Genomic DNA, 23,836 nt, shown 5'->3' on the forward strand with positions numbered 1-23,836 from the left:
TTTAGAAATTTAACTGAACAATCCTTTCTTTGTTTATTTCATTGTCTTCGTCATGTAAACCATATCCATGCCTTCTTTTTCGGGCTCAATATGGGTCTGATGATAGCCGTTTTTCTCATAAAAAGCGACCATGCCTTTATCTTGGAAAACCGTACACAAATCCCATTGCGTAATGGTGGAGAATGCCTCCTCAATCAGACCGAGCCCCTCAGAACCATATCCTTTGTTCTGATACTGTGGCAAAATCGCTACTGTTCCAATCCAGCCTGCTGTCTGTTCGTCATTTGTATTCAATCGAATAAAGCCCAGAATCTTCTCGCCGTCTTTGACAAAATAATAAAAACTATTGGGCCGCTCAACCAGTTTCCAGCGAATCCGCTCACGCTCCTCCAGATAGGGGTCGTATTGATCCTGATATTTCTCATAAACGGCCTTAAAACTCGCTCGCTGAATAGCAATAATGGTCTCTAAATCCTCAGCTCCTGCCCGCTCAATATAAATCATGATCGCACCTCCAAATAATCGCTCAACCTGCTCTGCAGCTGCGGAATAACCTTGTCATCAGATAAAAACTGGCTCACATCCATCATCTGATAAGCCTGTCCCTCATCGCCAAAGGCAATACTGGCAAAATCTTCCTGAGTGATAGTTCCCACCATAAAAATAGAGGTTTCGTCTGGATCAAGCATTCCTTGATATTCCTTAATCCAGACAATATCCGCTTCTTCAAGCTTCAAACCAAGCTCTTCAAAAACCTCTCGTTGAACACATTCAAAAGGCGTTTCCTCGGCCTCGCGGCCACCGCCCGGCAGCTCCCACATATTGGGCCAAGGAATGGTTGAAATATCGTCTCGCAAGATAGTCAGCAGCTTGTCATCACTGATCAAGGCAATCTTGCAGCCAGAAAATTCCATCTGTTTTTGCAGTAAATCTAGTCCTTCTTCATCCGCCATAAGCGCCTCCTAATACCTTGGATAGGGATAAAAGTCTGTCTCAGTCAAATCCGCTCTGCCATTTTCAAAAGCCTCAGCATTCCAAGCCATCTCAAACTCTGCCGCCTCTGGATCTGCTAAGAAGTCCATGAGTGCATCGAGACCAGACTCAGCCGTTTGGGTTAGGAAATCCACGAAATAAGCCAGAAACTCCCGTGACAGCCCCTTCTTCGGCTCATAGGGCAGGGCAGCCAGATAGTTCTCTGCCTCAAAACGAGACTTGGTCGGATTATAGAAAAGCACGGCTTCCTCAAAGTAAATATCCTCAGCCGAGGCATTGCCCTCAGCATCAACCGTCTCAATCCCGCCTGGATTTTGCACCTCAAGGAGAAAGGCTACTTCCACCGCATGATTTTTCTTGTCCCAGTTTATCTCATAGTCAAAAGGAAAGCTCTTCCCCATTTCCTCGTCCAATATCTCCAAAAAACCGTACTTAGCCATGATTTCCTCTTTTCATTGTGATAAAATATTACTATCTACAATAGTAACACAAAAAGCTAAGAAAAACACTTGCAGAAAGGAAATCTTATGCCAGAAAACCTCGCCCTGCGCATGCGGCCGACCGACATCGATCAGATTATCGGCCAGCAACATCTGGTCGGACCTGGAAAAATCATCCGTCGTATGGTTGAAGCCAACCGCCTGTCCTCGATGATTCTCTACGGACCACCCGGCATCGGCAAGACCTCTATCGCCTCGGCTATTGCCGGCACAACTAAATATGCTTTTCGGACCTTTAATGCCACCGTAGATAGCAAGAAACGCCTGCAGGAAATCGCTGAAGAGGCTAAATTTTCCGGCGGACTGGTGCTCCTGCTGGATGAGATTCACCGCTTGGACAAGACCAAGCAAGACTTCCTGCTACCGCTATTAGAAAGCGGTCTGGTCATCATGATTGGAGCGACGACAGAAAATCCTTTCTTTTCTGTCACCCCTGCTATCAGAAGCCGGGTTCAGATATTTGAGCTAGAGCCCCTCAGCAACGACGACATCCGGACAGCCATTCAGCTAGCCTTGACGGATATGGAGCGAGGATTTGATTTTCCAGTAGAGCTAGATGATGAGGCTCTGGATTTCATTGCTATCTCTACCAACGGAGACCTGCGCTCCGCCTATAACTCGCTGGATCTAGCCGTACTCTCTACCCCAGAAGATAGCAAGGGCATCCGCCACATCACGCTCGATGTGATGGAAAACAGCCTGCAAAAGAGCTATATCACCATGGATAAGGATGGAGACGGCCATTACGATGTTCTCTCTGCCCTGCAGAAGTCCATCCGCGGCTCCGATGTCAATGCCAGTCTCCACTACGCAGCCCGCCTCGTTGAGGCAGGAGACCTGCCTAGCCTAGCTCGACGCTTGACCGTTATCGCTTACGAAGATATTGGTCTGGCAAATCCTAACGCTCAAGTCCATACCGTCACAGCTCTAGAAGCAGCTCAGCGGATCGGCTTTCCTGAAGCTCGTATCCTTATCGCCAATATTGTTATCGATCTGGCTCTATCGCCCAAGTCCAACTCAGCCTATCTAGCCATGGACAAGGCCTTGGCTGACCTAAGAAAGAATGGAAACCTCCCCATTCCCCGCCACTTACGAGACGGCCACTATGCCGGCAGCAAGGAACTGGGCAACGCACAGGACTATCTCTACCCTCACTCCTATCCTGGCAATTGGTTCAAGCAGGACTATCTGCCCGACAAGATAAAAGATGCCAATTACTTCACACCTAATGAGAATGGCAAATACGAGCGAGCCCTTGGAATGACCAAGAATAAGATTGATGACTTAAAAAAATGATGGCATCGTTTGCAAAAAATCACATTTTTCTCTTGAATTTTTCAAAATTTATGGTATTATAATTATAGAAACGCTGTGGTGTACGACTTCACACTTAAGTGTTGACCGACTATTTTTTGTATTATTAGGGAAACAAAAGACTTCTAACAGCATGCAGGCCGTGTCACGCGGAAGCAGCTTCAGTTAGAGCGAGTTGCCCACCTGCTTAATTGCGCGGGTTCAATACAAATCGTGAAGGTCCGGCACCAATACAGCTTTTTCTATTGCCTCCTTAGCTCAGCTGGCAGAGCAGCGGACTCTTAATCCGTGGGTCGCAGGTTCGATCCCTGTAGGGGGCATCTAAATCAACAGGAAAAAGCCTTGGAATCAAGGCTTTTTTGTGTAGTCTTAGCACTAAAAAACGATAGAAAAAACACCCCTTCTGAACTGCACCCCAAAAGTTAGACAGAAAAAACCTAACTTTTGTGGCGCAGTTCATTCGCGTCACATGAAGTTATTTAAGCATCTCATTTTTTTTATTACCATTTTCTGTTATAATAAATTGTACTTCTAAAATAGAAAGGTCTTAAGATGACAACTCTCATTAAACATAAACGTGTAGAATTTTCAGAACTTTTTTATGACTTAGTTTTTGTTTTTGCAATTTCAAAAGTAACTACTTTAATCGACCATCTTCATAACGGTATTTTGACTTGGAATTCTTTCCTTGATTTTTTCATTGCTATTTTGTTTCTCATCGATTCCTGGATGATTCAAACCGATTATACCAATCGCTATGGAAAGAACTCTTTATTTAACATAGTAATCATGTTTATCAAAATGGGACTTTTACTCTTTATAGCCAATATGATTGGACCTGATTGGCAACAATATTTTCATTATGTCTGTTGGGCTATTGGTACATTAACCCTTACCTTATTTTTTCAATATTTGGTTGAGTTTTTTAAAAAATCAACCGATAATGTTCATAGGGAAAGTATCAAAGGTTTTCTATGGATAACAGGTCTACGAAGTTTAGAAATCTATCTAGCAGCTCTTCTTCCTATTTACATTGGAGTCTATATCCTTTATGCTAGTATTCTGCTAACATTTATTACGCCAATTACCTCGATTAGTAAAGATAAGCATTACCAGGTAAATCTCCCCCATTTAATCGAGCGCATCTCCCTTCTTGTCATTATTACGTTTGGAGAGATGATTACGAATCTAGCTAACTTCTTTACAATCGAGAATTTCTCGATTTATTCGGTTCTTTATTTCATTATTATGATTTCTCTGTTCTTGTTTTATTTTGGTCAATTCGACCATGCTATTGATGAAAAATCTAATCAAAAGGGACTATTTCTAATTTACAGTCACTATCCTATTTTCATTGGACTTATGATGATGACTGTATCGATGAGTTTTCTTCTGAATCCTGAAGCTAATCGTCTCTTTGCAACCAGCTTCTCTTATATCGGATTTGGCCTCTTTCAAGCTGCTGTCCTAGTAAATGGGCCCTATAACAAACACTATCTTCGCTATTCGAAAAGTTACTACTGTGTCCAAGCGACACTCTATCTGGCTGCCTTTATTCTCTCTTTAATCTTTGCTTCTAATCCTATAATAGTAGTGAGTATAACAACCATTTTAGCTCTAGCTATAGCCATTCATTTTATTTATTTTTATATGACACAGAATAAAAAATATTCCAAATCTAACTGGGAGTTATTTTAATGAGTTTATAACATAAAAAAGCTTTGGGAACCAAGGCTTTATATGATATCAATCACCGACCACGAAAATGTTTAGCTTACAGAACTGCTAGTGAAGCTCTAGAGGATGAGTTCGAGTAAATGTTGCACTTATTCTTGCAATTTATCATTTACTTGATGCACGAACTCGATATTTTTTTCGTTAATTTGTTTTTGCCCCACTTTTGCCCCATTTTTAAATCCTGACATTGAAAATACCTAAAAGTATTTCCCTAAAATCAGCTATATTTCAACATTTTTGTTTATTTTCAATATGAAAAGTTCTTACAAATTCATGCAGGGGGCATCTAAACAACAGCAAAAAAGCCTTGAAATCAAGGCTTTTTTGCTTATTTAATTTCGCTTTTTTCAGCTCAATCATCTCCTTAAATTCAAAGTAGATTTTCCACACAAAAAATCCCCTTCCTTTAGACACAAGAAAAAGAGGGGCATCGCATAGAAAAAACTACGAGAAAAGACTGAAGCAAAATATGTTTGACGAAAACCTGATAAAGATGGTTACACACCGAGCATATTCCTAAGGATGTCTTATAATTTTTTTGGTTTAGGAATTAAGAAAGATTATATATATCAAGTTTTGATATGCCTCACGCTTGCACATCAAAGCGGCTTTCCCCGTAGTTCTGAGCAACTAATTTGTTCTAGGAAACATCTTAGTTGCTTTTTATTTTAAAACAACTATATTACGGAACATCACAGTCTGGATTAACAAAAGGATACAAGATAGTGACTGATTGTAAAAAAAGCATTCTTTTTTTGCTTTCTAAAAAGCGACTACTGCTAATCCGGGTTTGGAGTAAAAAATCTCTGTCCCTTAAGGGAACAGAGATAAAATTTATTTCTTCTTCGCACGGAAGACAATGAAGCCTACCAAGCCTACTAGAGCTACTCCAGCAGCAATCATGATCCAGCTAGCATTCTCACCCGCTTTAGGGAGAACTTTCTTGGTTCCAACATTAGAGGCATTTCCTCCGCCAGTACCATTATCTGATTCGATGATCACAACAGTGCTTCCTGTAGTGCTGCTTGAGCTAGAAGTCGTGCTACTGCTACTTGAGCTACTTGAACTAGAGCTGCTCTTAGAGCTATTGTCCGAACTAGGTTTCGGCGGTTGCGGAACTCCTGGAACTGGTGTATTGGTAATGTTCATACCATCAACAGTAGCTGTATAACCATAAACACGGTCTTCAGTAACTGAGTAGACAATATCTTTTCCATCTTCACCAGTCGCTGGCAAGTCAGTGAACTCATACTTCCACTCACCCTTATCATTCGGACCAACTTCTTTATGAGCAACTTCAGTGCCATTTGCATAGAGACGAACGGTAATCTTGTCTGGACGTTTGCCATCTTTATCGTTGTCATCATTCCAAGTCTTGGTACCTGAAGCGGTAATCAATGCCTTACGGTTGGTAAAGTCTTTGTAAATAATACCAGAACCATAATTTTTGAGCTGAGCGGCATTAACCTGAATCTCTTCATCTGACAGTTGGTAACCTTCTGGTGCCTTGGTTTCCTTAATCAGATAATGCTCCTTAATCAAGTTGCTGAAAGAAGCAATCCCATTAGCATCACTGGTTGCTTTTTGAACAATTGTCACACCATCTTCATCGTACAATGTAAATTCAGCACCTGCTAGGGCTTTACCAGCTTCATCTTTCTTAGTCACCTGCACACCATAGACATCCCCATGTGCATAGCCGTTTGCACGTTGGTAGCGGACAGCAACTGAAGATTTTTGCTCTTCGATATTATCTGCTCGCATGATTGCTTCGTTCGGGAAGAGTGTTCCATCAGTCGGAACTGTAGGGAAGTTGACACGATAGCGAACATAGAAGCCTTCATTGGCACCGATATGCCCCATGTTAATGGTAAAGGAACGCTTGTCAGCAGCAAGATTAATCGTATAATTTGCTGTCACATCCTCGCGTTGCTGGCTTAGTCGGTAAGAGTTATCAGCCGGGTCAACAACCCATGAGCCTTTAAGAATTTGGAAGCTGTTGAGATCAATTTCTCCGGTATTAAAGCCCAGAGTATCTGAAATAACAACATTATCCAGTTCTTGATTTTGTTGGTTGATATTCAGGCTGTAAGTAATACTCTTGATATTATCCGCATTATTCCAGCCGTATTTTATGAAAGTATAAGGAGTTGCTTGGCCAGGAAGACCTTTGTAGTCAATTTTTCCATATTCAACAATCTTCTTACCAACGATAAGTTTCAGAGGAATAGAGCCTTTATCTCTAGCTACTGTATGATCAACGCGAGCTAAAAGATGAACTTTTCCTTCAATATGAGAGCGAGTCAGGACATAGTCTGTATAAGTCAGTGTAAGCTGTTTAGAGCTTGCATCAACAACAGCTGTCGCTACGAGATTGCCGTCATCATCTTTGACTTCAAAATCAGCTCCCTCCAAGGCAAATTCAGCAGGAAGTCCAATGGTCGTAGTATCTCCTGGCTGAACCTTGCCATAATTAAAGGCAAAGTTTGCGTCAATTTGGAATTTTTCCCAAGGGGAAAGGCCGTCAGTCAGTTCTTCACCCTTTTGATTGTAAACATTTACTGAGGTGATAACATCGTCTACCGTGTTAGCTCTGGCAGATTGACTGCTAGAAAACAGGCTAAAGAGGAGCACAAAGGCTACTAAGAAAAAGCGCGCAATAGTATGAGATATTCTTTTCATAAATAATCCCTCCGTTTTTTTCCTTTTTTCCTTTTTATCGAACATGTAAAAATATTAAAATTCCTTTACATTTCCAATATACTACATATATTAGACTAGCATACGATTGACTATAAGTCAACTATTTACCTTTACCAGTTCAGCTTTTGTCGACAATGTGTAAACCAGTTTATTTCTCCAAAAACCTTGTTATATAAGAATTGAAAACCATTTCCTCCGTCATCTCCTTGTATTTTCTTGAAACAAAAATGTAATATTTGGCCGCATAATAAATGAACAAATATGAATTATATGACCATAAATATTCATATATATAAATTTATTTTTTAAATAAGCATAATTATTAATGCTTGCTAGATAACTAGTCACAATAAAAAAACTGAACAAATCTGCTCAGTTTTCTAATTGATTAATATAAGACAAAGATTATACCTAATTTATACGAATATATAATCCATTATTTTCTACATCATACCGCCCATCATGCCTGGATCCATAGCTGGAGCTGGGCTAGCTGGTTCTGGTTGATTAGCTACTACTGCTTCGGTTGTCAAGATAAGACTGGCAACAGAAGCGGCATTTTGCAAGGCTGAACGAGTCACCTTAACTGGGTCAATGATTCCAGCCTCAATCATGTTAACCCATTCGCCAGTCGCGGCATTAAAGCCTGTACCAACTTCAGAGTTTTTCAGACGGTCAATGACGATTGAACCTTCAAAGCCTGCATTCAGAGCGATTTGACGAACAGGCTCTTCCAAGGCGCGAAGAACGATGTTGCGGCCAGTTGCTTCATCCCCTGCCAACTCAAGACCTGCGACAGCGTCCAGTACGTTGATATAGGCAGTACCACCACCGGAGACGATTCCTTCTTCTACCGCTGCACGGGTTGCGTTAAGGGCATCTTCGATGCGGAGTTTCATTTCTTTGAGTTCTGTTTCTGTGGCAGCTCCGACCTTAATCACAGCTACACCACCGGACAATTTAGCTAGACGTTCTTGCAGTTTTTCACGGTCAAACTCAGAAGTGCTGCTTTCAATCTGTGACTTAATGACTGCCACACGGTTAGCAATAGCTTCTGGATTGCCAGAACCTTCCACAATCACAGTGCTGTCCTTATCAACAGTGACTTTGGAAGCTTGTCCAAGCGCTTCAATCGTAGCGTCCTTGAGCTCTAAACCAAGGTCATCTGTAATCACTGTACCGCCCGTCAAGATAGCGATATCTTCCAACATAGCCTTGCGACGATCACCAAAGCCTGGTGCCTTAACAGCTACGACATTAAAGGTCCCGCGAATCTTGTTAAGAACAAGTGTTGGCAGAGCTTCACCGTCCACATCATCTGCGACAATCAAGAGCGGACGATTGGTTTTCAAGATGTTTTCCAATAATGGCAGAATCTCTTGAATATTAGAAATTTTCTTGTCAGTAATCAAGATGTAAGGATTGTCCAGTTCAGCTACCATTTTTTCATTGTCGGTTACCATGTACTGAGACAAGTAGCCGCGGTCAAACTGCATCCCCTCAACTACATCCAGCTCAGTTTCCATCCCTTTGGACTCTTCAATGGTAATAACGCCGTCATTTCCAACTTTTTCCATAGCTTCAGAGATGTACTCGCCGACTTTCTCGCTGCGAGAAGAAACGGCAGCAACCTGAGCAATAGCTTCCTTGTTGGAAACTGGAACTGAGTTAGATTTCAGGGCCTCAACAGCTGTCGCAACGGCTGCTTCAATCCCGCGGCGGATACCGATTGGATTAGCACCAGCTGTAACATTCTTAATTCCCTCGCGAACGATAGCCTGTGTTAAAACAGTTGCTGTTGTTGTTCCGTCACCAGCAATATCATTGGTTTTTGAAGCAACTTCTGACACTAGCTTAGCGCCCATATTTTCAAAATGGTCTTCCAGTTCGATTTCCTTGGCAATGGTTACACCGTCATTGGTGATAAGGGGTGATCCAAAGGATTTTTCCAAAACGACATTGCGGCCTTTAGGACCCAAAGTCACCTTGACAGTATTTGCTAAGATGTCAACTCCACGAACCATACTGCTTCTTGCATCTGCTGAAAATTTAATATCTTTTGCCATTTTATTATTCCTCTCTTCTAATCTTACTCGACAACTGCTAGAATATTGGCTTCACTGACTAAGAGATAAGCTTCATCTCCGTCCTTGACTTCCACGCCTGCATGGCTTTCTACGAGAACCTTGTCCCCTTCCTTAACGCTCAGGGCTACCAGCTCACCGTTCAAAGTACGAATACCTTGACCGACTGCGACAACTTCTGCTGTCTTAGTCGCTGCTTGGCCGTTGCCTGCAATGACAAATCCGCCAACTTTCTGCTCTTTTTCTTCTACTTTCAAGACCACACGGTCTCCTAATGGTTTTAACATAGTTTTCCTCCAAAGATTAAATTTTTAGCACTCTAAACTATCGAGTGCTAATCTATAGTTATTATTTTATCACTTGGTCAGAAATAGTCAAGAAAAAAACCGGCTAGATGAAAGAAAAATTTTATTTTTTCTTAACTTGGCCCTAAACTCAAAAAAACAAGTCCGAGCTAAAATCCTCTCAGACTTGTCTTTAGGGGGAATGTCTATCTTGCAAGTTTTAGTTTTGCTTCAAAATCATCAATCACTTTTTGCAGATTTAGGCGTCCTCTATAGATACCATAGCCAAACAAAAGCATGGCTAAGATTCCTAGTAGAGCTAGGACGATTCCTGCAATCAGTGCTAGGAGATTGGTCTCATGAAAGAGATAAATCAGAACAAGACCGATGCTGGCAATGGCAAAGAAGAGACTGAACCAGCGTCCTAGATTTTCAATCATATGCTTCTGGTAGTGAATTTCTGTTTCATAGCCTTGAATCAATTCTTGTTCTGTCATGATTTTCTCCGTTCTTTCTTTTATTTTGCCTAAGCAAATTTGTATTAGACTAGCAGCAAATCGGACTTACTGCCAGCCTAAAATTGAGTGAGAATTAGTATTTCAGTTGAGGGTCAAAGATGCCAAGCGCTACACCAATCAAAGCAATGACAACCAAGAGGAGCATAACGAGGTTTGGTGATACTTTTTTCTTGGCCATCAGCCACCAGCAAAGGGTGATAAAGCCAGCTGTTAAGAGACCTGGATAAACACCGTCAATCTTTTCTTGCAGCTTCAGGAAGGCTTCGCCATCAGCATTTTTCAGCTCTAATGAAGTCGTTACAGATACCCAAGTTGCAGCAACTGCCCCGATAACCATACCACCAATGACACTGATTGCCTTACGAAGCGCCTGTCCTTTAGGTCCTACAAGGAATTCTACCGCCTTGTCCCCTAATTCATAGCCTTTGAAGTAGGCAAAGCGCATACCGCCATAGATGAGAACATTCCAGACAAGGATGTAGAAGAGAGCGCCGATAGGATTTCCACCTTTCGAGAGTCCAAGGGCAATCCCCAGCAGAACTGGAATCAAGGTTCCAACTACCAAAGAGTCACCGATACCTGCGATAGGTCCCATGAGACCGGCACGCATACCATTGATAGTTTCGCCATCAACAGCGTCACCATTGGCACGCGCTTCTTCCAAACCAGCTGTAATCCCCACTACCAAAGCTCCGAGCTGAGGTTCTGTGTTGAAGAAAGCTGTATAGGTCTGCATAGCTTCTTTCTGCTCTGCTTTGTCTTTGTAGAGTTCTTCCACGATTGGCAGCATAGAGGTCAAGTAGCCGAAAGTCTGCATGTGCTCTTGAGAGAAGCAAGTCAAATGACCATAGTACCAATGGTGGAATGATTTCGCTAAAGTCTTTTTAGTTATTTTCTTTCTTTCAGCCATCTTAGATATCCTCCTCATCGTCATCAAAATCAGCTCCACCAGCTGGCGCAGTTACTCGAGCTGATTTGATTACTTCCAATTCATAGTAAATTACTGCAAAAATCAATGAAACAACTGCACTTGCAACCAAATTAAGACCAAGTGACTTAGCCAAGGTGAAGCCCACAAAGAATGGGATAAAGTCAGCAGCCTTGGTAACGATTTGTTTCAAAAGAATGGCAATACCGACACATGGGAGAAGAGCTCCGACTGTAAAGAGCGATTTCATGATGAAGCCATCCATTGGCAGGTGAGTCTTCATCAGTTCAACCATATTCGGACCAAACTTCGTGATGATCATGGTTGGAAGGAAAGAAAAGACAAAGTGGGAAATCCAAGGATAGACCCAGTCAACAGCGTAAAGCTTTTTGAATTCGCCTTTTTCAACAGCTTTCCAGCCAATGTGCTGCCAAAGCAAGTTTGTAGTGGCTGTTCCATAGAAGAGAACTGTACCGATAGTACCAACTGCTGCTCCGATTGGTGCAGCTGCTGCAGCGATAGCAGATTCAGAGGTGATTCCTTTAGAATGAACAAACAAGATTGCGAGAGGAATCCCAATGTAAGAGATTGCCCGCACGTCAGCGGAAACTGTACCACCTGGTGTTACCAGAGCGATATAGAGGACCTGAAGGGCTACCCCAACCATAATCCCTGTTTTTAAATCTCCAAGAATCAACCCGCTAATCAAACCTCCGACCAGTGGACGTCCCAGAGTGTAGTTACCAATACTAGAACCACCCATACCAGGCATAGAAGCTAAACTAGCAAAAAGACCCAGTAAAGCGGCTTGCAGCCAAGAAATTGTCATAATAGACTCTCCTTTTCATTATTGTAATTAAAAACCAAATTTAGACTTGAAATCGCTCCAGTAACCGATGGAAACATCTGGCAAGAGCTGGAATTTGACTTTGTAGCCAGCTTTTTCAATCGCTTCAATCGCTTCTGCCTCTTCCTGAGTTATGGACTGGTTGTTGCCCAGCTTAACAGCTCCCGGACGGTCATTAGCAGGACCGACGATGATTTCCTTAACATCCCCAGGTACAAAACCTTGATCTACTAGGATTTCCTTCATGTCCACGGGATTTTTTGTAATGAGGAAATAGCGACTGTCTGACTCTGTGACCTTGCCTGATTTTTCCTTGAAGGCTTCCTTGGTCCAAACAAAAGTCTTCTTGTCAGAAGCTCCCTTGTAGGCCTGAATCAAAACCTTGTTTCCTGCCGCAGCATTATTAACTGCAATCAGGCCATCACAAGGGTATTCCTTAGCCCAGCGAGTGACTGTTTGACCGTGGATCATGCGGTCGTCAATCCGTACAAATGATACTGTCATCTTTAAAATCTCCTTTTATCTTTTATAATGTATAGCGGAAGCACTAAATGTCGTCTTCATCTTCGTCAGCTGCATCGCTTACGACTTCAAATTCCTGCAAAGCAGCTGTGGCCTCGGAAAGGATAGCCTGAGCCAGCTCTTTTCCGTCTAAGATGTCTTTCATAACCAAGCCAGTCAGTCCCATGGTCAAGTTCAAACCTCCCAAGATAACTGCTGAGTCGAGCTTACCCATGTCAGCTAAGACGCTAGCTGCTGTCGTCAGAGGACTGCCTCCTACAATATCAGCCAGAACTAAGACACTGTCATCAGCGCTTAAGCCAGACAAGGCCTGAGTAAAATCAACTGCAAAATCATCAACTGACTTGCCCTCCTGAAGACCGACCGCAATCACCTGATCCGTCTTGTCTCCGGCAAACATCTTCAAGGAACTCTGCACGCCTGCAGCCAGTCCCCCATGGCTGACCAGTACAAGGTATTTCATCTTTCCTGCCTCCTTTATCCTTCAATTTCTTAGCCAAGTCAGGCTTTAGATGACGAAGGATTTATTGATGATTTTATTGTACAAAATATGGAACCGGTTTCATATTGTCAAATGTCACTTTGCCCAGATGACATTTGTTAGGAAAAATATGACATTTGTCATATTGGTCTAGTCAGCTGTGCTTTTTCTGGCTTAATTAGCAATAAAAAAGAAAGCAGATTATTTTCCGCTTTCTATTTCTCTTTGAATGCTCGGCAAGGCACTGTCAATCTCTTGATTCTGCATAGCATTTTGAATCAGATAGTCCATCCGGTCCATCGTATGACGGTCCACTTCCAGACTGATGTCAATGATAGAGCGATTCATCATGTGATCTAGCCTCTCAGAAGTCAAGGAATCCAAGCCAAAATCATCAGCTTGTAAGATTTCTCTAGCCTGTTGACTTTTCACTACAGATGGTAAAACTGAGGTCCCCTGCGACTTTTCAAACAAGGCCTGCTGATTTTCTTTGTCCTGTGACAGCAAGAGCATAAATTCCCAAGCCAGCTTCTCTTGCTTGGTATTGGAAGACATGGCAAAGAGCGAGGTCTTAACCTGCGTTCCCATCACCTGGCTATTGGCTGTCGGCATCGGGATACAGGTCCAAGAAAAGCTAGAATACTTGGCAACATGGTAAGGGTAGGGCTTGTAGGTCCGATACTGGGCCAGACTCATAGGATAGAAAGCCACGCGCCCCTCATCAAAATCATTAGAAGTCACCTTATAGTGCTGGCTGAGCATATCTAGCTTGCTCATAAAGGCCAAGGCTTGGTGCATCTCTGAACTGTCTACATTGATACCGGATTTATCGGTAAGATGGCCGCCATAAGCTACCAGAGCCTGCTGCCAAGTGTAATCCGTAATACCGTACTGGTCCACCATACCATCACCATTGGTATCCTTTGTCACTTTCTTGCAAATCTCATAGAAATCCGCCAGGGTCCAACCTGACTCAGGAATGCTAATTCCTTCTTTTTCAAGCAGGTCTTTATTGACACACATCATGATGGGATTGCTCTCAACTGGAAGAGCATAGCTGACTCCCTGATATTGCCCGGCTTCATAAGCCACCGGATAAAAAGCCTTTCGTTCATCATCCGTTAGGAGGGTATCCAAGGATTTAAGCGCGCCAGTCGAAGCCAACATGCTAAAGTCGTTTTCCGGTACCATAAAGAGATCTGGCTGCTCGCCTTTCAAGACTTGCTCTGCCAGCCAGTCAGCGTAATCATCCTTGGGAATACCGCTTTCATAGACGACCTTGACATGAGGATGCGTCTTTTCAAATTTTTTAATCAGGATGTCCAAGACCTTGTTTTCCCGGCTGTTAGGCACATCCCAGCTAGAGCCAGCATAGACCCCGATACGAAGGACTTTTTCCTGAGCTGAGGCCCAAAAGACAAAAGCCAAAGCAACAGATATAATCAGGACAACCAGTAGGGCCAAATGTCTCAGTCTCCACTTCATTTGTCGCTTTCCTTACTAAAATCTCTCTGGGTGACTCCGGTCTGCACAGCCCAGATAGCCAGCTGGGTTCGGTCGCGCAAATTGAGCTTAGCTAGGATGCCTGACAGGTAATTTCGGACTGTCCCTTCTGATAGAAAGAGCTTAGCAGCAATTTCTTTATTGGAAATCCCAAAGCCAATCTGCTGGATAATCTTCCACTCCGTCCGGCTCATGTCCTCTATATTTTCCTCCGTCACTGTGATAGCAAAATTGGACTGGGCCATCTGTGAAAAGATTTTGAAGACCTTGGTGGCAATATTGGGATTGATCATAGCTCCGCCCCGATAGACTGTCTGAATGGCTTCGTGAAGCTCTTCTGTCGAAACCCCTTTGAGAATATAACCAGACGCGCCGTATTTGAGAGCGGAGAAGATAAATTCATCGTCATCAAAGGTCGTCAGAATGATAATCTTCACATCTGGATACTGCTCCTTGACAGCCTTGGTACAGAGAACACCGTCCATGACTGGCATGCGAATATCCATCAAAATCACATCTGGGCGTACCCGATGAAGCTTTTCCAGCACTTCCTTGCCGTCTCCGACTGTCCCAACAACCTCAATATCAGCGTGGGCTGACAAGATGATTTGCAGAGACTCGCGAATCAAGGCCTGATCGTCTGCTATTAAAACCTTAATCATGTCTTCCTCCTATTTTTGGGATTTCGATATGCGTGTAGAAACCGTCCCGATTTTCAAATCGGACGCTTCCGCCAATAATCATTAGACGCTCCTGCATCTGCTTGAGTCCATAGCCATAGTGGAGTTCATCAAAACCAACACCATCATCCTGAATAGTCATTACATAGGACTCTTCCTCCAGCAACTCAATCCAGATAGTCTTGGCATGCCCATGGCGGACAGAGTTGGTAATAGACTCCTGAATCACCCGGAAGACAATGTCTTCCTTGGCAATATCCAAGTCAATATTATCCCATTCGTAGCGGAGATGAATCTCCAAATTGGAGATGGCTTCATACTCACGGATAATCTTAATCAGAGCTTCCTTCAAAGTGTTATTTTCCAGAGCTCCCGGTCGCATCTTATTGAGCGAGCCGCGGACATCACGGATACCATCTCGAACGACGACTGAGACATTATTGAGCTGCTCCTTAGCCCGATTGGTATCAATATCAACCAAGACCTTGACCGCATCAATACCCGCTGAAATTCCCGTTAGGGCATGGCCCAATGTATCGTGAATCTCTCTGGCAATCCGCTTCCGCTCTCGGTCTTCTGCTATTTTTTCGGACAAGGCCAGATAAGAGTTCAACTCGCGATTGGCCTGAGAAGCCATGCGCAGCTCTTCCTCAATCCGATGACGCTCTGTAATAGCCGACAAGATATAGAAGAGCAAGGAAATCATAAAGACAACGATATTGAGGGAGTAGAGAAAGTTCTTGCCAAAAAGCAGCAACAACCGGACGGACTCTGGGTAAAACCGAATATAGGTATCTAGAGAAGGCAACTTGATAAAGAGCGACATGAGGTCATAGTTGGACAAGAGCAGCATGCCAAAGCTCAAAATAATGAAAGAAAACCAGTACTTCTTGTCTTTAGAAGCATTGAACTCTTTAGAGCCATAGAAAATATCCGCAAACACCAAAAGAATCAAGCCATTGTAGGACGAGTGCAAGACGGAAAAGATGACCAGCATGAGCAGGATTTCAATAATAGTCGCCTTGTCATAGACGGACAGCTGATTGGGGTGGCGCTCCCGGTAGTACATGACCAAAAGCAGACTGCCATAGAGGCTAATCGATACCCAGAAAATCAAGCTGGGAGAGCCCGGAATAGCATCCAAACGCTCCAAAAGCGAGTGACTGAAGCCCTTAGCTGCTACATAGTTGGTCGCAAAAAGATAGATGGACGCATTATAGACAATGGCAACCAGATTGATGACCATCAGGGCTATTTTGCTGTAAAATATACTTTTTTGAGGTCTCATTATTGCCACCCTGTAACTGTGTATTGGCTGATATTATCTCTGTTGACTAAGTGAACGGGAATCAGGTATTGGCTGTCGTAGGATTTCCCCTTTTGCATCAGCTCAATTACCTGCGCCACCTTGCGTCCCATCTGAATGGGCGATTGGGCCACGGTTCCCTCTATATCGCTAGTCGTAGCCAGAAAGTTTTTGATATCTGGTGAACCATCCACGCCATAGATTGAGATTTTCTTATCAAGACCTTGATTTTTAATAGCAGCCAAGGCCCCGATGGCTGCTCGATCATTGAGCGCCATAACTACATTAAAGTCTAAACCTTCATCCAGAGCCCCTTTGACCTGCGGCATGGTTTCCTCAGTCTGGCCTAGTGTTTCTTTCTGGGAAATAATCTTGTAGCTAGGCTGTTTTTCAATCGTATCAATAAATCCCTGAATCCGGTCCATGGCCGAGACGGCATTGCGGTGCTCTAGAAGGAGAATATTGGCAGAAGGCAGACGCTTCATCATGTCCTGGGCAATCAGGACGCCTGCTTGGTAGTTATCAGACACAATGGTCGTATCCACTTTTACATCCTGACTGATAGGCGCATCCACTACGATGATTTTAATACCAGCTTTCTTGGCCTTTTGAAGAGAGGAAATGATACTTGGACTATTGCTTTTCACCGGATTGATGACAATGACATCAACCTTTTCTCGGACAAAAAAGTCAATCTGCTGGCTCTGCTTGCCCTCATCCAGCTCAGGATCCCGAACGTAGAGCTTGCTGCCCTGCTGGTTGGTTTTCTTCTCCAGCTCCGCATTTAAGGTCTTGTAAAAGTCATTGTTCATGGTCATGTAAGTCACCCCAATCTTGACTTGCTTCTCATCTGGCAAAACGCCCTTGAAATAAACAAAAAGCAAACCCAAGATAAGCAGAATGAAAAGCGGCCAGAGAGCCTTCTTCTGATAATGCTGTATCCGTTTTTTGACCTTAGCTGATACCATTTTTCACCCCCTATGCCGCAAGCGCCTTTATGAAACATATAGAATTATTATATTACAAAGCCGCCAAAAAGCAAAATCTTTCCAGAAATGGCCATAATAAAAGAGGCGAGACAGAATCTAAAAAATTCATGATTTTTGATTCTTGGTCCCACCTCAGTAATCATAATTAAACTTTTAAAAGCTTGATAGAAAGAGACTTTCACTCACACAGATCTTGCATCCTGCAAAACTGAATGATGATTTTTTAGAGCAAGGTCATTTCCCAGTCTTTGCTTCTTGCTTAAAAGGGAAGTTCCTCTTCTTCCAATACTAAATCTGCTAAATCAGCTCCGCTGTTATTTTCACGCAGGGCACGCTGAGCCCGACTTTCCAGAAGCTGGAAGCTATGACAGAGCACCTCTGTCACATAATGAGTCGCCCCCTCCTTTTCATAGCGACGAGTCCGTAGCTCACCATCCAGAGAAATCAAGCTGCCCTTACTTGCATAGCTGGCTAAAGTCTCAGCTAGACGCCCCCAGACAACCACATTTACAAAATCCGCCTCACGCTCGCCACTCTGAGATTTATAACGACGATTAACCGCGACCGTTGCACGAGCCACAGATTTTTCATTCGCAGTCTTGTGCAGTTCAGGCGTAGCCGTCAGCCGGCCGATTACAATTACTTTATTATACATTTTATATCCTCCTAACTTATCATTCGTAATAGGAGGCAAAAAGTGAAAAAAATATGGTATAGTATAGATAAAAAGGAAAGTTGCAGTTTCTGCCCCTTTTCTACTAGATTTGTACGACGGAGGCTCCGATGACCATTAAACATTCGCCTGTGAAAAATATTCTTTTTATCTTAATCTCTCTGTGGTTCGGAGGTTTTTCTGCCTGGGCTGCCGTAGACTATCTGACTAGCTCCAACCCCTACAAAGACACTAGTTTCTTTGTCCTTAGTCTGCTGGTTGCTGCTTTCTTCTTACTGCTCCTTATCTTTGCTATTCGCAGACTAACCATTCATGCGACTATCCTCTCCTTTGACCACGACTATGTGACCTACCGTTATAGCGGACTCTTATCAGCAGCCACCTACTGCATTCCCATGCAGCAGATTAGTCATGCTCGCTACAGCCGAGACAGTGAAGAATCCGAGATTAGTCTTTGGATGGAGGATGGCCTCCATGACTTTGCAGCCTTTAACCATCCTCGCCACAAGATTTATGCCTATCCTGACAGCCAACTCATCGGTATTGTTTTCAAGAGAAAGCGCCTCAAAGCATTGGAAGACCACAGCCTAAACAGCCTTATCTACCAATACAAATACAGCACTCCGAGCCAAATTCCCACAGCCACTCCTCAGTCGACAATCGACTCGCAAAGCAATAGCGACAGCGTCTTCTTTTGAGACAATGTGGTGATTGGTAAGACAAATCACTTTAGATTACGGAGGATATCTAATGAACTATATAGCTTTTATTTATTCCATTCTTTTATTATTTTCAACCTATTTTGCTTATAAAAAGAAGATTGGCAGCTCCAAAATCTCATTAATCGTAAGTTTATTTTTATTTTTCCTAACTCTTCTGAATCTATTTTTCTTCAATTTTTTACTGAAAACTTTAATATCTATACTTTTAATTTTGACCTCGGTAAGTTTTTTCTATGACAGAAAAATGAGTAAGAAGCAGATTCATTATACTCATCATTGTGTTAGATTGATTTTTCATCTGTTAATCATTTATTTTCTCTAGCATTAGCATGAGATAGATTTATAACGCTAAATTTATTACTATAAAAAAAGAGCGAAACGACTACACAAATCGTTTCGCTCTATTTATATCTCGGCTACTATGGGATACCTCACCTATTTCTGAGCTTTTTATGATGTTGAATCCTCTCCCTTATCCCTGCCAATGTTTGGCTGGGTCAAAGGCAGTTCCAACTAGTTCACTATCGGCTAATTCAATGATACCGCGTTTTTGAGGCGCATTAGGTAACTGAAGTTCCCGTGGGCTGCACATCATCCCAAAACTCTTTTCGCCTCGAAGTTCTCCCGGAAAAATCAAATTCCCTTTCGGCATCATAGCACCCGACAGAGCCACAATCGTTTTGAGGCCGACTTTGGCATTAGGAGCACCGGCCACGATTTGAACGGTCTTATCAGCAGCCACCTGCACTTGGCAGATATTCAGGTGGTCACTATCTGGATGAGCTACCATATCAACAATTTCTCCAACCACAAATTTTGGCTGGCTGTCATTGACCAAGTCCGCTGGGAATCCTTCCTTGCTCAGCTCCTGATTGAGAATAGCCACTTGCTCATCTGTCAAAAAGACCTGTCCGCACTCTGCAATTTCAAAAAGGTCTGACTGCTCAAAAATATTCCAAGCAACAGTCTGGCCATTATCTTCGCGGTAAACACGCGCTACCCGTCCTTTGCGCTCAGCTGCCAGTTTAGCTCCTTGATTGTCCGCAGCAATAATCATCAACACGTCGCCGACATATTCTTTATTATAGGTAAAAATCATTTTACGCTCCCTTTTTCTCTTATACTAGCTAAAAATTCATTGATTTGGCCCTTGGTCTTGCGGTCACGATTGACCAGACGGCCAATCTCCTGTCCCTTTTCCAGCACTACTAAACTGGGAATCCCGTAAATGTCCCACTCTTTGGCCAGATCCAAATAGGCATCACGGTCCACTTGGATAAAGCGACAGTCAAGATTTTCAGCTTCTATATCTGGCAGAAAAGGTTTGATAAATCGGCAATCTCCGCACCAGTCAGCCGTGAAAAAGAAGACAGTCTTCTCCCCATCATCGACATAAGAGGCCAATTCCTCTATATTTACAGGAAAAATCATGCTTCTTCCTCGTAGCTTAGCTGACCATTTTCATAGACAAAGGCAAAATGACGGTCGTCCTCTAGGACCAGACCACCAACCAAGCGTTCATCTGTGGACTCGTAGAGCTTGATATAAAGGCAGGAAATAGTACCCTGACTGGAAAAGAAATCTCGCACAAGCTCAACGATTTCCTCCCGATTACGCAGTCGTTTCTGCTCCTGTACGACTTTGGCTGCTCCAAAAGCCAGCGCTCCAGCCCCCAAAAGGGCGGTTGTGGTTAAAATGATTTTTTTAGCTTTCATGTAGAATATTTTAACACAAAAGAGCAGAGGCGACAAACAATATTTCAGATTTTCCTGGGAGAAGTTGGATTCTTGAATAGGCAGTCCTCTTGATTCATACAAGCTATAAGATTTCCCTACTCATTTACCGCAAAAAGTGATAAAATAGGGGACAGAAAGAAGGTAAGTTTATGACAACATTATTTTCAAAAATCAAGGAAGTAACAGAGCTTTCTGCTATTTCGGGTCACGAGGCACCTGTTCGCAGTTACCTGCGGGAAAAACTCACTCCCCATGTCGATGAGGTTGTCACCGACGGCCTAGGCGGTATCTTTGGGGTACGCCATGCAGAAGCTGAAAATGCTCCCCATGTATTGGTAGCGGCCCACATGGACGAGGTTGGCTTTATGGTCAGCGAGATCAAAACTGACGGGACCTTCCGCGTAGTGGAAATCGGCGGCTGGAATCCGCTGGTCGTTAGCAGCCAACGCTTCAAACTCTTTACCCGTGAAGGTCGGGAAATCCCTCTTATCTCAGGCTCTGTCCCTCCTCATCTGACGCGCGGATCTGGCGGACCAGTTATGCCACAGATTGCAGATATTGTCTTTGATGGTGGCTTTGCGGATAAGGCAGAAGCCGAAAGCTACGGCATCCGTCCAGGAGACACGATCGTGCCAGACAGCTCTGCTATTCTCACAGCTAACGGCAAGAACATCATCTCCAAAGCCTGGGATAATCGCTACGGCGTCCTTATGGTCAGCGAATTAGCTCAAGCCTTGTCTGGTCAACCACTAGACAGCCAACTCTTTGTCGGTGCCAATGTTCAAGAAGAGGTTGGCCTGCGTGGTGCCCATGCTTCTACGACAAAATTTGCCCCTGAGGTCTTCCTGGCTGTAGATTGCTCACCAGCGGGCGACATCTATGGCGGTCAAGGGGCCATCGGTGACGGAACCCTGATTCGCTTCTTTGACCCTGGTCATCTCATGCTGCCAGCTATGAAAGACTTCCTCTTGACAACTGCTGAGGAAGCAGGCATCAAGTATCAATATTACTGCGGCAAGGGCGGAACGGATGCTGGTGCTGCCCATCTCCAAAGCGGTGGCGTGCCGTCTACTACCATTGGTGTCTGTGCCCGCTACATTCATTCCCACCAAACTCTCTATGCTATGGACGATTTCCTACAAGCCCAAGCCTTCTTGCAAGCGTTGGTCAAAAAGCTGGATCGCTCAACGGTGAACACGATTACCAACTACTAATTTTAAAAGGCAGCCCGTTCTTCATTCGGGCTGCTATCTCTTTTATCTGACACTTCCCCTTTCAACTTTCCAATTTGAAGAAAATTTTGTTATAATGCTTAGCAGAGGTGAAAATATACATGAAAAAAATTGCTTTTGATTCTGAGAAATACTTAAACCTGCAGCGCGACCATATCTTGGAGCGCATTAATCAATTTGAGGGCAAACTTTACATGGAATTCGGCGGTAAAATGCTGGAAGACTTCCATGCTGCCCGCGTCCTGCCAGGCTATGAGCCGGACAATAAAATCAGACTTCTCAAAGAGCTCAAGGACCAAGTAGAGATTGTCATTGCTATCAATGCCAACAACATTGAGCACTCTAAGGCACGTGGTGATTTGGGCATTTCCTATGATCAGGAAGTGCTGCGACTAATCGATACCTTTAACGAGCTGGATATTTATGTAGGCTCAGTGGTCATCACCCAGTATTCTGGCCAGCCAGCAGCTGACCTCTTCCGCAGCCAGCTGGAAAAGAATGGCATCGCCTCCTACATCCACTACCCAATCAAGGGCTATCCGACCGATATGGACCATATCATCTCACCTGAAGGTATGGGGAAAAACGACTACATCAAAACCAGCCGTAATCTAGTCGTAGTGACCGCACCTGGTCCTGGTTCTGGTAAATTAGCTACTTGCCTATCCAATATGTACCACGACCAAATCAATGGCATCAAATCTGGCTACGCCAAGTTTGAAACTTTCCCCGTTTGGAATCTGCCCCTGCACCATCCAGTCAATTTAGCTTATGAGGCAGCGACAGCAGACCTGGACGATGTCAACATGATTGATCCTTTCCACCTGCAAACCTACGGAAAAACCACAGTCAACTACAATCGTGATATTGAAATTTTCCCAGTCCTCAAGCGTATGCTAGAGCGCATCCTTGGAAAATCACCCTATGCTTCTCCAACGGATATGGGCGTCAACATGGTCGGCTTTGCCATTGTAGACAATGATGCAGCTATCGAGGCATCTCAACAGGAAATCATCCGTCGCTACTACCAGACGATTCTGGACTTCAAGGCAGAGCGCGTTTCTGAATCTGCTGTCAAGAAAATCGAACTCTTGATGAACGACCTGGGCATCACACCGCTGGACCGTAAGGTAACAGTTGCTGCGCGTGCCAAGGCTGAAAGCACCGGTGAGCCAGCTCTAGCCTTGGAATTGCCAAACGGTGAAATCGTAACCGGTAAGACCTCTGAACTCTTTGGTCCTACGGCTGCTGTATTGATTAATGCCATTAAGAAATTAGCCTATATTGCTAAAGAAACCAAGCTGATCGAGCCTGAGTATGTCAAGCCAATCCAAGGCCTGAAAATCAATCATCTGGGCAGCCGAAATCCGCGCCTCCACTCAAACGAAATCTTAATGGCTCTGGCAATCACAGCCATGGAAAATCAAGATGCAGCAAATGCCATGCAACAACTCGGCAATCTCAAGGGCAGCGAGGCCCACTCCACCGTCACTCTGACTGATGAAGACAAAAACGTCCTACGTAAGTTGGGCATCCATGTTACCATGGACCCCGTTTACCAGTATGATCGACTCTATAGAAAATAAAAACAAGCTCTGTTAAAAGCTTGTTTAGAAAGCTGGCGTCGCCAGCTTTTTTTGTTAATAACGCTTGGACAGGAGAAAGCGCAAAAGATAGTAAAGTCCCAAAACCAAGATAATGGTCAAGGTCAGAAACTGATTGAGACTTAAGATGATTGGAAAAACCATAGACAAAACGCTCAAGCATGCTGCCAGAAGCAAAAGAATATTAAAAAGCAGAGTGCGAGTCTTTTCGTCAATCATGCGATTGCGCTCATCAGTCACCTGAATGTAGAGCTTCTCAAAATTTTCCTCCCGTCTTAGGGCAAGATTATACCGAATGGTCATCAAAGAAAGCCCCAGCAGGATGCCGACCATGACTCCTTCCTGCTGATCATCCAGAGAGTGAAAGTGGCTCCAGGCCAGTCCTGCCAAGATGATCAAGGTTAAGATACGCCCCACGATAACTTTCCTTTGGAGTTTTTTCCGAAATTCTTGTTTAGTTAATGTTTCCATGTCAGCCTC

General features: G+C 43.7%; 25 protein-coding genes and 1 tRNA gene. 6 read left to right on the top strand and 20 right to left on the bottom strand.

The annotated features are described in order from the left end of the window. Positions 1 to 33: 33 nt before the first annotated feature. Genes PCY71_RS06495 through PCY71_RS06505 form a run of 3 tightly spaced genes read right to left on the bottom strand, consistent with a single transcriptional unit; the run spans position 34 to position 1,433 of the window. Positions 34 to 504, bottom strand: a complete 471-nt coding sequence (locus tag PCY71_RS06495) for a GNAT family N-acetyltransferase (RefSeq protein WP_002910799.1) — start codon at positions 502 to 504, stop codon at positions 34 to 36. After that, complete coding sequence (locus PCY71_RS06500) at positions 501 to 953, bottom strand: NUDIX hydrolase (RefSeq protein WP_048772043.1); 453 nt, start codon at positions 951 to 953, stop codon at positions 501 to 503. Before PCY71_RS06500 ends, PCY71_RS06495 begins: the two co-directional genes overlap by 4 nt. Before the next feature lie 9 nt (positions 954 to 962). After that, positions 963 to 1,433, bottom strand: coding sequence for a DUF3013 family protein (locus tag PCY71_RS06505; protein WP_048772040.1), 471 nt, complete (start codon positions 1,431 to 1,433; stop codon positions 963 to 965). A gap of 87 nt (positions 1,434 to 1,520) precedes the next feature. Here PCY71_RS06505 and PCY71_RS06510 point away from each other — a divergent pair, with 87 nt between their 5' ends. From PCY71_RS06510 to PCY71_RS06520, 3 genes are all read left to right on the top strand, one after another. After that, a complete protein-coding gene (locus tag PCY71_RS06510) occupies positions 1,521 to 2,789 on the top strand; it encodes a replication-associated recombination protein A (RefSeq protein ID WP_048772039.1) in 1,269 nt (422 codons plus the stop codon). Positions 2,790 to 3,054: 265 nt separating this feature from the next. Next, positions 3,055 to 3,127: transfer RNA gene (locus PCY71_RS06515), tRNA-Lys, on the top strand. A 232-nt stretch (positions 3,128 to 3,359) separates the two neighbouring features. Continuing rightward, positions 3,360 to 4,505 (top strand): low temperature requirement protein A, encoded by a 1,146-nt coding sequence (locus tag PCY71_RS06520; RefSeq protein WP_048772026.1) that lies wholly within the window; start codon positions 3,360 to 3,362, stop codon positions 4,503 to 4,505. A gap of 873 nt (positions 4,506 to 5,378) precedes the next feature. Here PCY71_RS06520 and PCY71_RS06525 read toward each other — a convergent pair. From PCY71_RS06525 to PCY71_RS06585, 13 genes are all read right to left on the bottom strand, one after another. Further along, on the bottom strand, positions 5,379 to 7,226 hold the full coding sequence (locus PCY71_RS06525) for a Cna B-type domain-containing protein (RefSeq protein ID WP_048772023.1): 1,848 nt from the start codon (positions 7,224 to 7,226) through the stop codon (positions 5,379 to 5,381). Between the two features lie 464 nt (positions 7,227 to 7,690). Further along, complete coding sequence (gene groL, locus PCY71_RS06530) at positions 7,691 to 9,313, bottom strand: chaperonin GroEL (protein WP_002896724.1); 1,623 nt, start codon at positions 9,311 to 9,313, stop codon at positions 7,691 to 7,693. A gap of 23 nt (positions 9,314 to 9,336) precedes the next feature. Next, positions 9,337 to 9,618 (bottom strand): co-chaperone GroES, encoded by a 282-nt coding sequence (gene groES / locus PCY71_RS06535; protein ID WP_002919847.1) that lies wholly within the window; start codon positions 9,616 to 9,618, stop codon positions 9,337 to 9,339. 203 nt (positions 9,619 to 9,821) lie between these two features. Beyond that, complete coding sequence (locus tag PCY71_RS06540; protein WP_002901670.1) at positions 9,822 to 10,112, bottom strand: hypothetical protein; 291 nt, start codon at positions 10,110 to 10,112, stop codon at positions 9,822 to 9,824. A gap of 94 nt (positions 10,113 to 10,206) precedes the next feature. Then, positions 10,207 to 11,061 carry a PTS system mannose/fructose/sorbose family transporter subunit IID gene (locus PCY71_RS06545; RefSeq protein ID WP_002896727.1) on the bottom strand — a complete coding sequence of 285 codons (855 nt, stop codon included), beginning with the start codon at positions 11,059 to 11,061 and terminating at the stop codon, positions 10,207 to 10,209. Continuing rightward, positions 11,045 to 11,890, bottom strand: coding sequence for a PTS sugar transporter subunit IIC (locus PCY71_RS06550; protein ID WP_002896728.1), 846 nt, complete (start codon positions 11,888 to 11,890; stop codon positions 11,045 to 11,047). The genes PCY71_RS06545 and PCY71_RS06550 overlap by 17 nt, the downstream gene beginning before the upstream one ends. A gap of 27 nt (positions 11,891 to 11,917) precedes the next feature. After that, on the bottom strand, positions 11,918 to 12,412 hold the full coding sequence (locus tag PCY71_RS06555; protein WP_002896729.1) for a PTS sugar transporter subunit IIB: 495 nt from the start codon (positions 12,410 to 12,412) through the stop codon (positions 11,918 to 11,920). Between the two features lie 43 nt (positions 12,413 to 12,455). Continuing rightward, complete coding sequence (locus PCY71_RS06560; RefSeq protein WP_002919851.1) at positions 12,456 to 12,893, bottom strand: PTS sugar transporter subunit IIA; 438 nt, start codon at positions 12,891 to 12,893, stop codon at positions 12,456 to 12,458. Between the two features lie 219 nt (positions 12,894 to 13,112). Next, positions 13,113 to 14,396 (bottom strand): ABC transporter substrate-binding protein, encoded by a 1,284-nt coding sequence (locus PCY71_RS06565; RefSeq protein ID WP_048772016.1) that lies wholly within the window; start codon positions 14,394 to 14,396, stop codon positions 13,113 to 13,115. Then, entirely contained in the window at positions 14,393 to 15,076 is a 684-nt protein-coding gene (locus PCY71_RS06570; RefSeq protein WP_002896732.1) for a response regulator transcription factor, read from the bottom strand. The genes PCY71_RS06565 and PCY71_RS06570 overlap by 4 nt, the downstream gene beginning before the upstream one ends. Beyond that, positions 15,069 to 16,382, bottom strand: coding sequence for a sensor histidine kinase (locus PCY71_RS06575; protein ID WP_002928969.1), 1,314 nt, complete (start codon positions 16,380 to 16,382; stop codon positions 15,069 to 15,071). The genes PCY71_RS06570 and PCY71_RS06575 overlap by 8 nt, the downstream gene beginning before the upstream one ends. Beyond that, positions 16,382 to 17,368: a substrate-binding domain-containing protein gene (locus tag PCY71_RS06580; protein WP_048772005.1), complete on the bottom strand. Its 987-nt coding sequence runs from the start codon at positions 17,366 to 17,368 to the stop codon at positions 16,382 to 16,384. Before PCY71_RS06580 ends, PCY71_RS06575 begins: the two co-directional genes overlap by 1 nt. Before the next feature lie 280 nt (positions 17,369 to 17,648). Beyond that, the gene (locus tag PCY71_RS06585) at positions 17,649 to 18,044 is read right to left on the bottom strand and encodes a single-stranded DNA-binding protein (protein ID WP_002896737.1); all 396 of its coding nucleotides are present in this window, start codon (positions 18,042 to 18,044) and stop codon (positions 17,649 to 17,651) included. Between the two features lie 128 nt (positions 18,045 to 18,172). Between PCY71_RS06585 and PCY71_RS06590 the strand changes: the two genes are divergently transcribed. Further along, the gene (locus tag PCY71_RS06590; protein WP_048772002.1) at positions 18,173 to 18,760 is read left to right on the top strand and encodes a hypothetical protein; all 588 of its coding nucleotides are present in this window, start codon (positions 18,173 to 18,175) and stop codon (positions 18,758 to 18,760) included. 496 nt (positions 18,761 to 19,256) lie between these two features. Here PCY71_RS06590 and ytpR read toward each other — a convergent pair whose 3' ends face one another. Genes ytpR through PCY71_RS06605 form a run of 3 tightly spaced genes read right to left on the bottom strand, consistent with a single transcriptional unit; the run spans position 19,257 to position 20,499 of the window. Then, positions 19,257 to 19,883, bottom strand: a complete 627-nt coding sequence (ytpR, locus tag PCY71_RS06595; protein ID WP_223311943.1) for a YtpR family tRNA-binding protein — start codon at positions 19,881 to 19,883, stop codon at positions 19,257 to 19,259. Continuing rightward, positions 19,880 to 20,215 carry a thioredoxin family protein gene (locus PCY71_RS06600; protein ID WP_048771986.1) on the bottom strand — a complete coding sequence of 112 codons (336 nt, stop codon included), beginning with the start codon at positions 20,213 to 20,215 and terminating at the stop codon, positions 19,880 to 19,882. The genes ytpR and PCY71_RS06600 overlap by 4 nt, the downstream gene beginning before the upstream one ends. Beyond that, complete coding sequence (locus tag PCY71_RS06605; RefSeq protein WP_048772530.1) at positions 20,212 to 20,499, bottom strand: DUF4651 domain-containing protein; 288 nt, start codon at positions 20,497 to 20,499, stop codon at positions 20,212 to 20,214. The genes PCY71_RS06600 and PCY71_RS06605 overlap by 4 nt, the downstream gene beginning before the upstream one ends. A 170-nt stretch (positions 20,500 to 20,669) precedes the next feature. Between PCY71_RS06605 and pepA the strand changes: the two genes are divergently transcribed. Further along, positions 20,670 to 21,734, top strand: a complete 1,065-nt coding sequence (pepA, locus tag PCY71_RS06610) for a glutamyl aminopeptidase (protein ID WP_048771982.1) — start codon at positions 20,670 to 20,672, stop codon at positions 21,732 to 21,734. Positions 21,735 to 21,853: 119 nt separating this feature from the next. Then, entirely contained in the window at positions 21,854 to 23,338 is a 1,485-nt protein-coding gene (locus PCY71_RS06615; RefSeq protein WP_048771976.1) for a DUF1846 domain-containing protein, read from the top strand. A gap of 54 nt (positions 23,339 to 23,392) precedes the next feature. Here PCY71_RS06615 and PCY71_RS06620 read toward each other — a convergent pair whose 3' ends face one another. Then, on the bottom strand, positions 23,393 to 23,827 hold the full coding sequence (locus tag PCY71_RS06620) for a hypothetical protein (protein ID WP_002910822.1): 435 nt from the start codon (positions 23,825 to 23,827) through the stop codon (positions 23,393 to 23,395). Positions 23,828 to 23,836 lie beyond the last annotated feature (9 nt).

The organism is Streptococcus sp. SN3 (assembly GCF_030439905.1).

Bases quoted from the DNA above. Each gene is read 5' to 3' on its own strand.
- PCY71_RS06620 (WP_002910822.1), bottom strand. From the start codon at position 23,827: ATGGAAACATTAACTAAACAAGAATTTCGGAAAAAACTCCAAAGGAAA.
- PCY71_RS06510 (WP_048772039.1), top strand. From the start codon at position 1,521: ATGCCAGAAAACCTCGCCCTGCGCATGCGGCCGACCGACATCGATCAG.
- pepA (WP_048771982.1), top strand. From the start codon at position 20,670: ATGACAACATTATTTTCAAAAATCAAGGAAGTAACAGAGCTTTCTGCT.
- PCY71_RS06575 (WP_002928969.1), bottom strand. From the start codon at position 16,382: ATGAGACCTCAAAAAAGTATATTTTACAGCAAAATAGCCCTGATGGTC.
- PCY71_RS06525 (WP_048772023.1), bottom strand. From the start codon at position 7,226: ATGAAAAGAATATCTCATACTATTGCGCGCTTTTTCTTAGTAGCCTTT.
- PCY71_RS06565 (WP_048772016.1), bottom strand. From the start codon at position 14,396: ATGAAGTGGAGACTGAGACATTTGGCCCTACTGGTTGTCCTGATTATA.
- PCY71_RS06570 (WP_002896732.1), bottom strand. From the start codon at position 15,076: ATGATTAAGGTTTTAATAGCAGACGATCAGGCCTTGATTCGCGAGTCT.
- PCY71_RS06615 (WP_048771976.1), top strand. From the start codon at position 21,854: ATGAAAAAAATTGCTTTTGATTCTGAGAAATACTTAAACCTGCAGCGC.
- PCY71_RS06600 (WP_048771986.1), bottom strand. From the start codon at position 20,215: ATGATTTTTCCTGTAAATATAGAGGAATTGGCCTCTTATGTCGATGAT.
- PCY71_RS06605 (WP_048772530.1), bottom strand. From the start codon at position 20,499: ATGAAAGCTAAAAAAATCATTTTAACCACAACCGCCCTTTTGGGGGCT.
- PCY71_RS06550 (WP_002896728.1), bottom strand. From the start codon at position 11,890: ATGACAATTTCTTGGCTGCAAGCCGCTTTACTGGGTCTTTTTGCTAGT.
- PCY71_RS06505 (WP_048772040.1), bottom strand. From the start codon at position 1,433: ATGGCTAAGTACGGTTTTTTGGAGATATTGGACGAGGAAATGGGGAAG.
- PCY71_RS06585 (WP_002896737.1), bottom strand. From the start codon at position 18,044: ATGTATAATAAAGTAATTGTAATCGGCCGGCTGACGGCTACGCCTGAA.
- PCY71_RS06545 (WP_002896727.1), bottom strand. From the start codon at position 11,061: ATGAGGAGGATATCTAAGATGGCTGAAAGAAAGAAAATAACTAAAAAG.
- PCY71_RS06555 (WP_002896729.1), bottom strand. From the start codon at position 12,412: ATGACAGTATCATTTGTACGGATTGACGACCGCATGATCCACGGTCAA.
- PCY71_RS06580 (WP_048772005.1), bottom strand. From the start codon at position 17,368: ATGGTATCAGCTAAGGTCAAAAAACGGATACAGCATTATCAGAAGAAG.
- groES (WP_002919847.1), bottom strand. From the start codon at position 9,618: ATGTTAAAACCATTAGGAGACCGTGTGGTCTTGAAAGTAGAAGAAAAA.
- PCY71_RS06540 (WP_002901670.1), bottom strand. From the start codon at position 10,112: ATGACAGAACAAGAATTGATTCAAGGCTATGAAACAGAAATTCACTAC.
- PCY71_RS06495 (WP_002910799.1), bottom strand. From the start codon at position 504: ATGATTTATATTGAGCGGGCAGGAGCTGAGGATTTAGAGACCATTATT.
- ytpR (WP_223311943.1), bottom strand. From the start codon at position 19,883: ATGATTTTTACCTATAATAAAGAATATGTCGGCGACGTGTTGATGATT.
- PCY71_RS06560 (WP_002919851.1), bottom strand. From the start codon at position 12,893: ATGAAATACCTTGTACTGGTCAGCCATGGGGGACTGGCTGCAGGCGTG.
- groL (WP_002896724.1), bottom strand. From the start codon at position 9,313: ATGGCAAAAGATATTAAATTTTCAGCAGATGCAAGAAGCAGTATGGTT.
- PCY71_RS06590 (WP_048772002.1), top strand. From the start codon at position 18,173: ATGACCATTAAACATTCGCCTGTGAAAAATATTCTTTTTATCTTAATC.
- PCY71_RS06520 (WP_048772026.1), top strand. From the start codon at position 3,360: ATGACAACTCTCATTAAACATAAACGTGTAGAATTTTCAGAACTTTTT.
- PCY71_RS06500 (WP_048772043.1), bottom strand. From the start codon at position 953: ATGGCGGATGAAGAAGGACTAGATTTACTGCAAAAACAGATGGAATTT.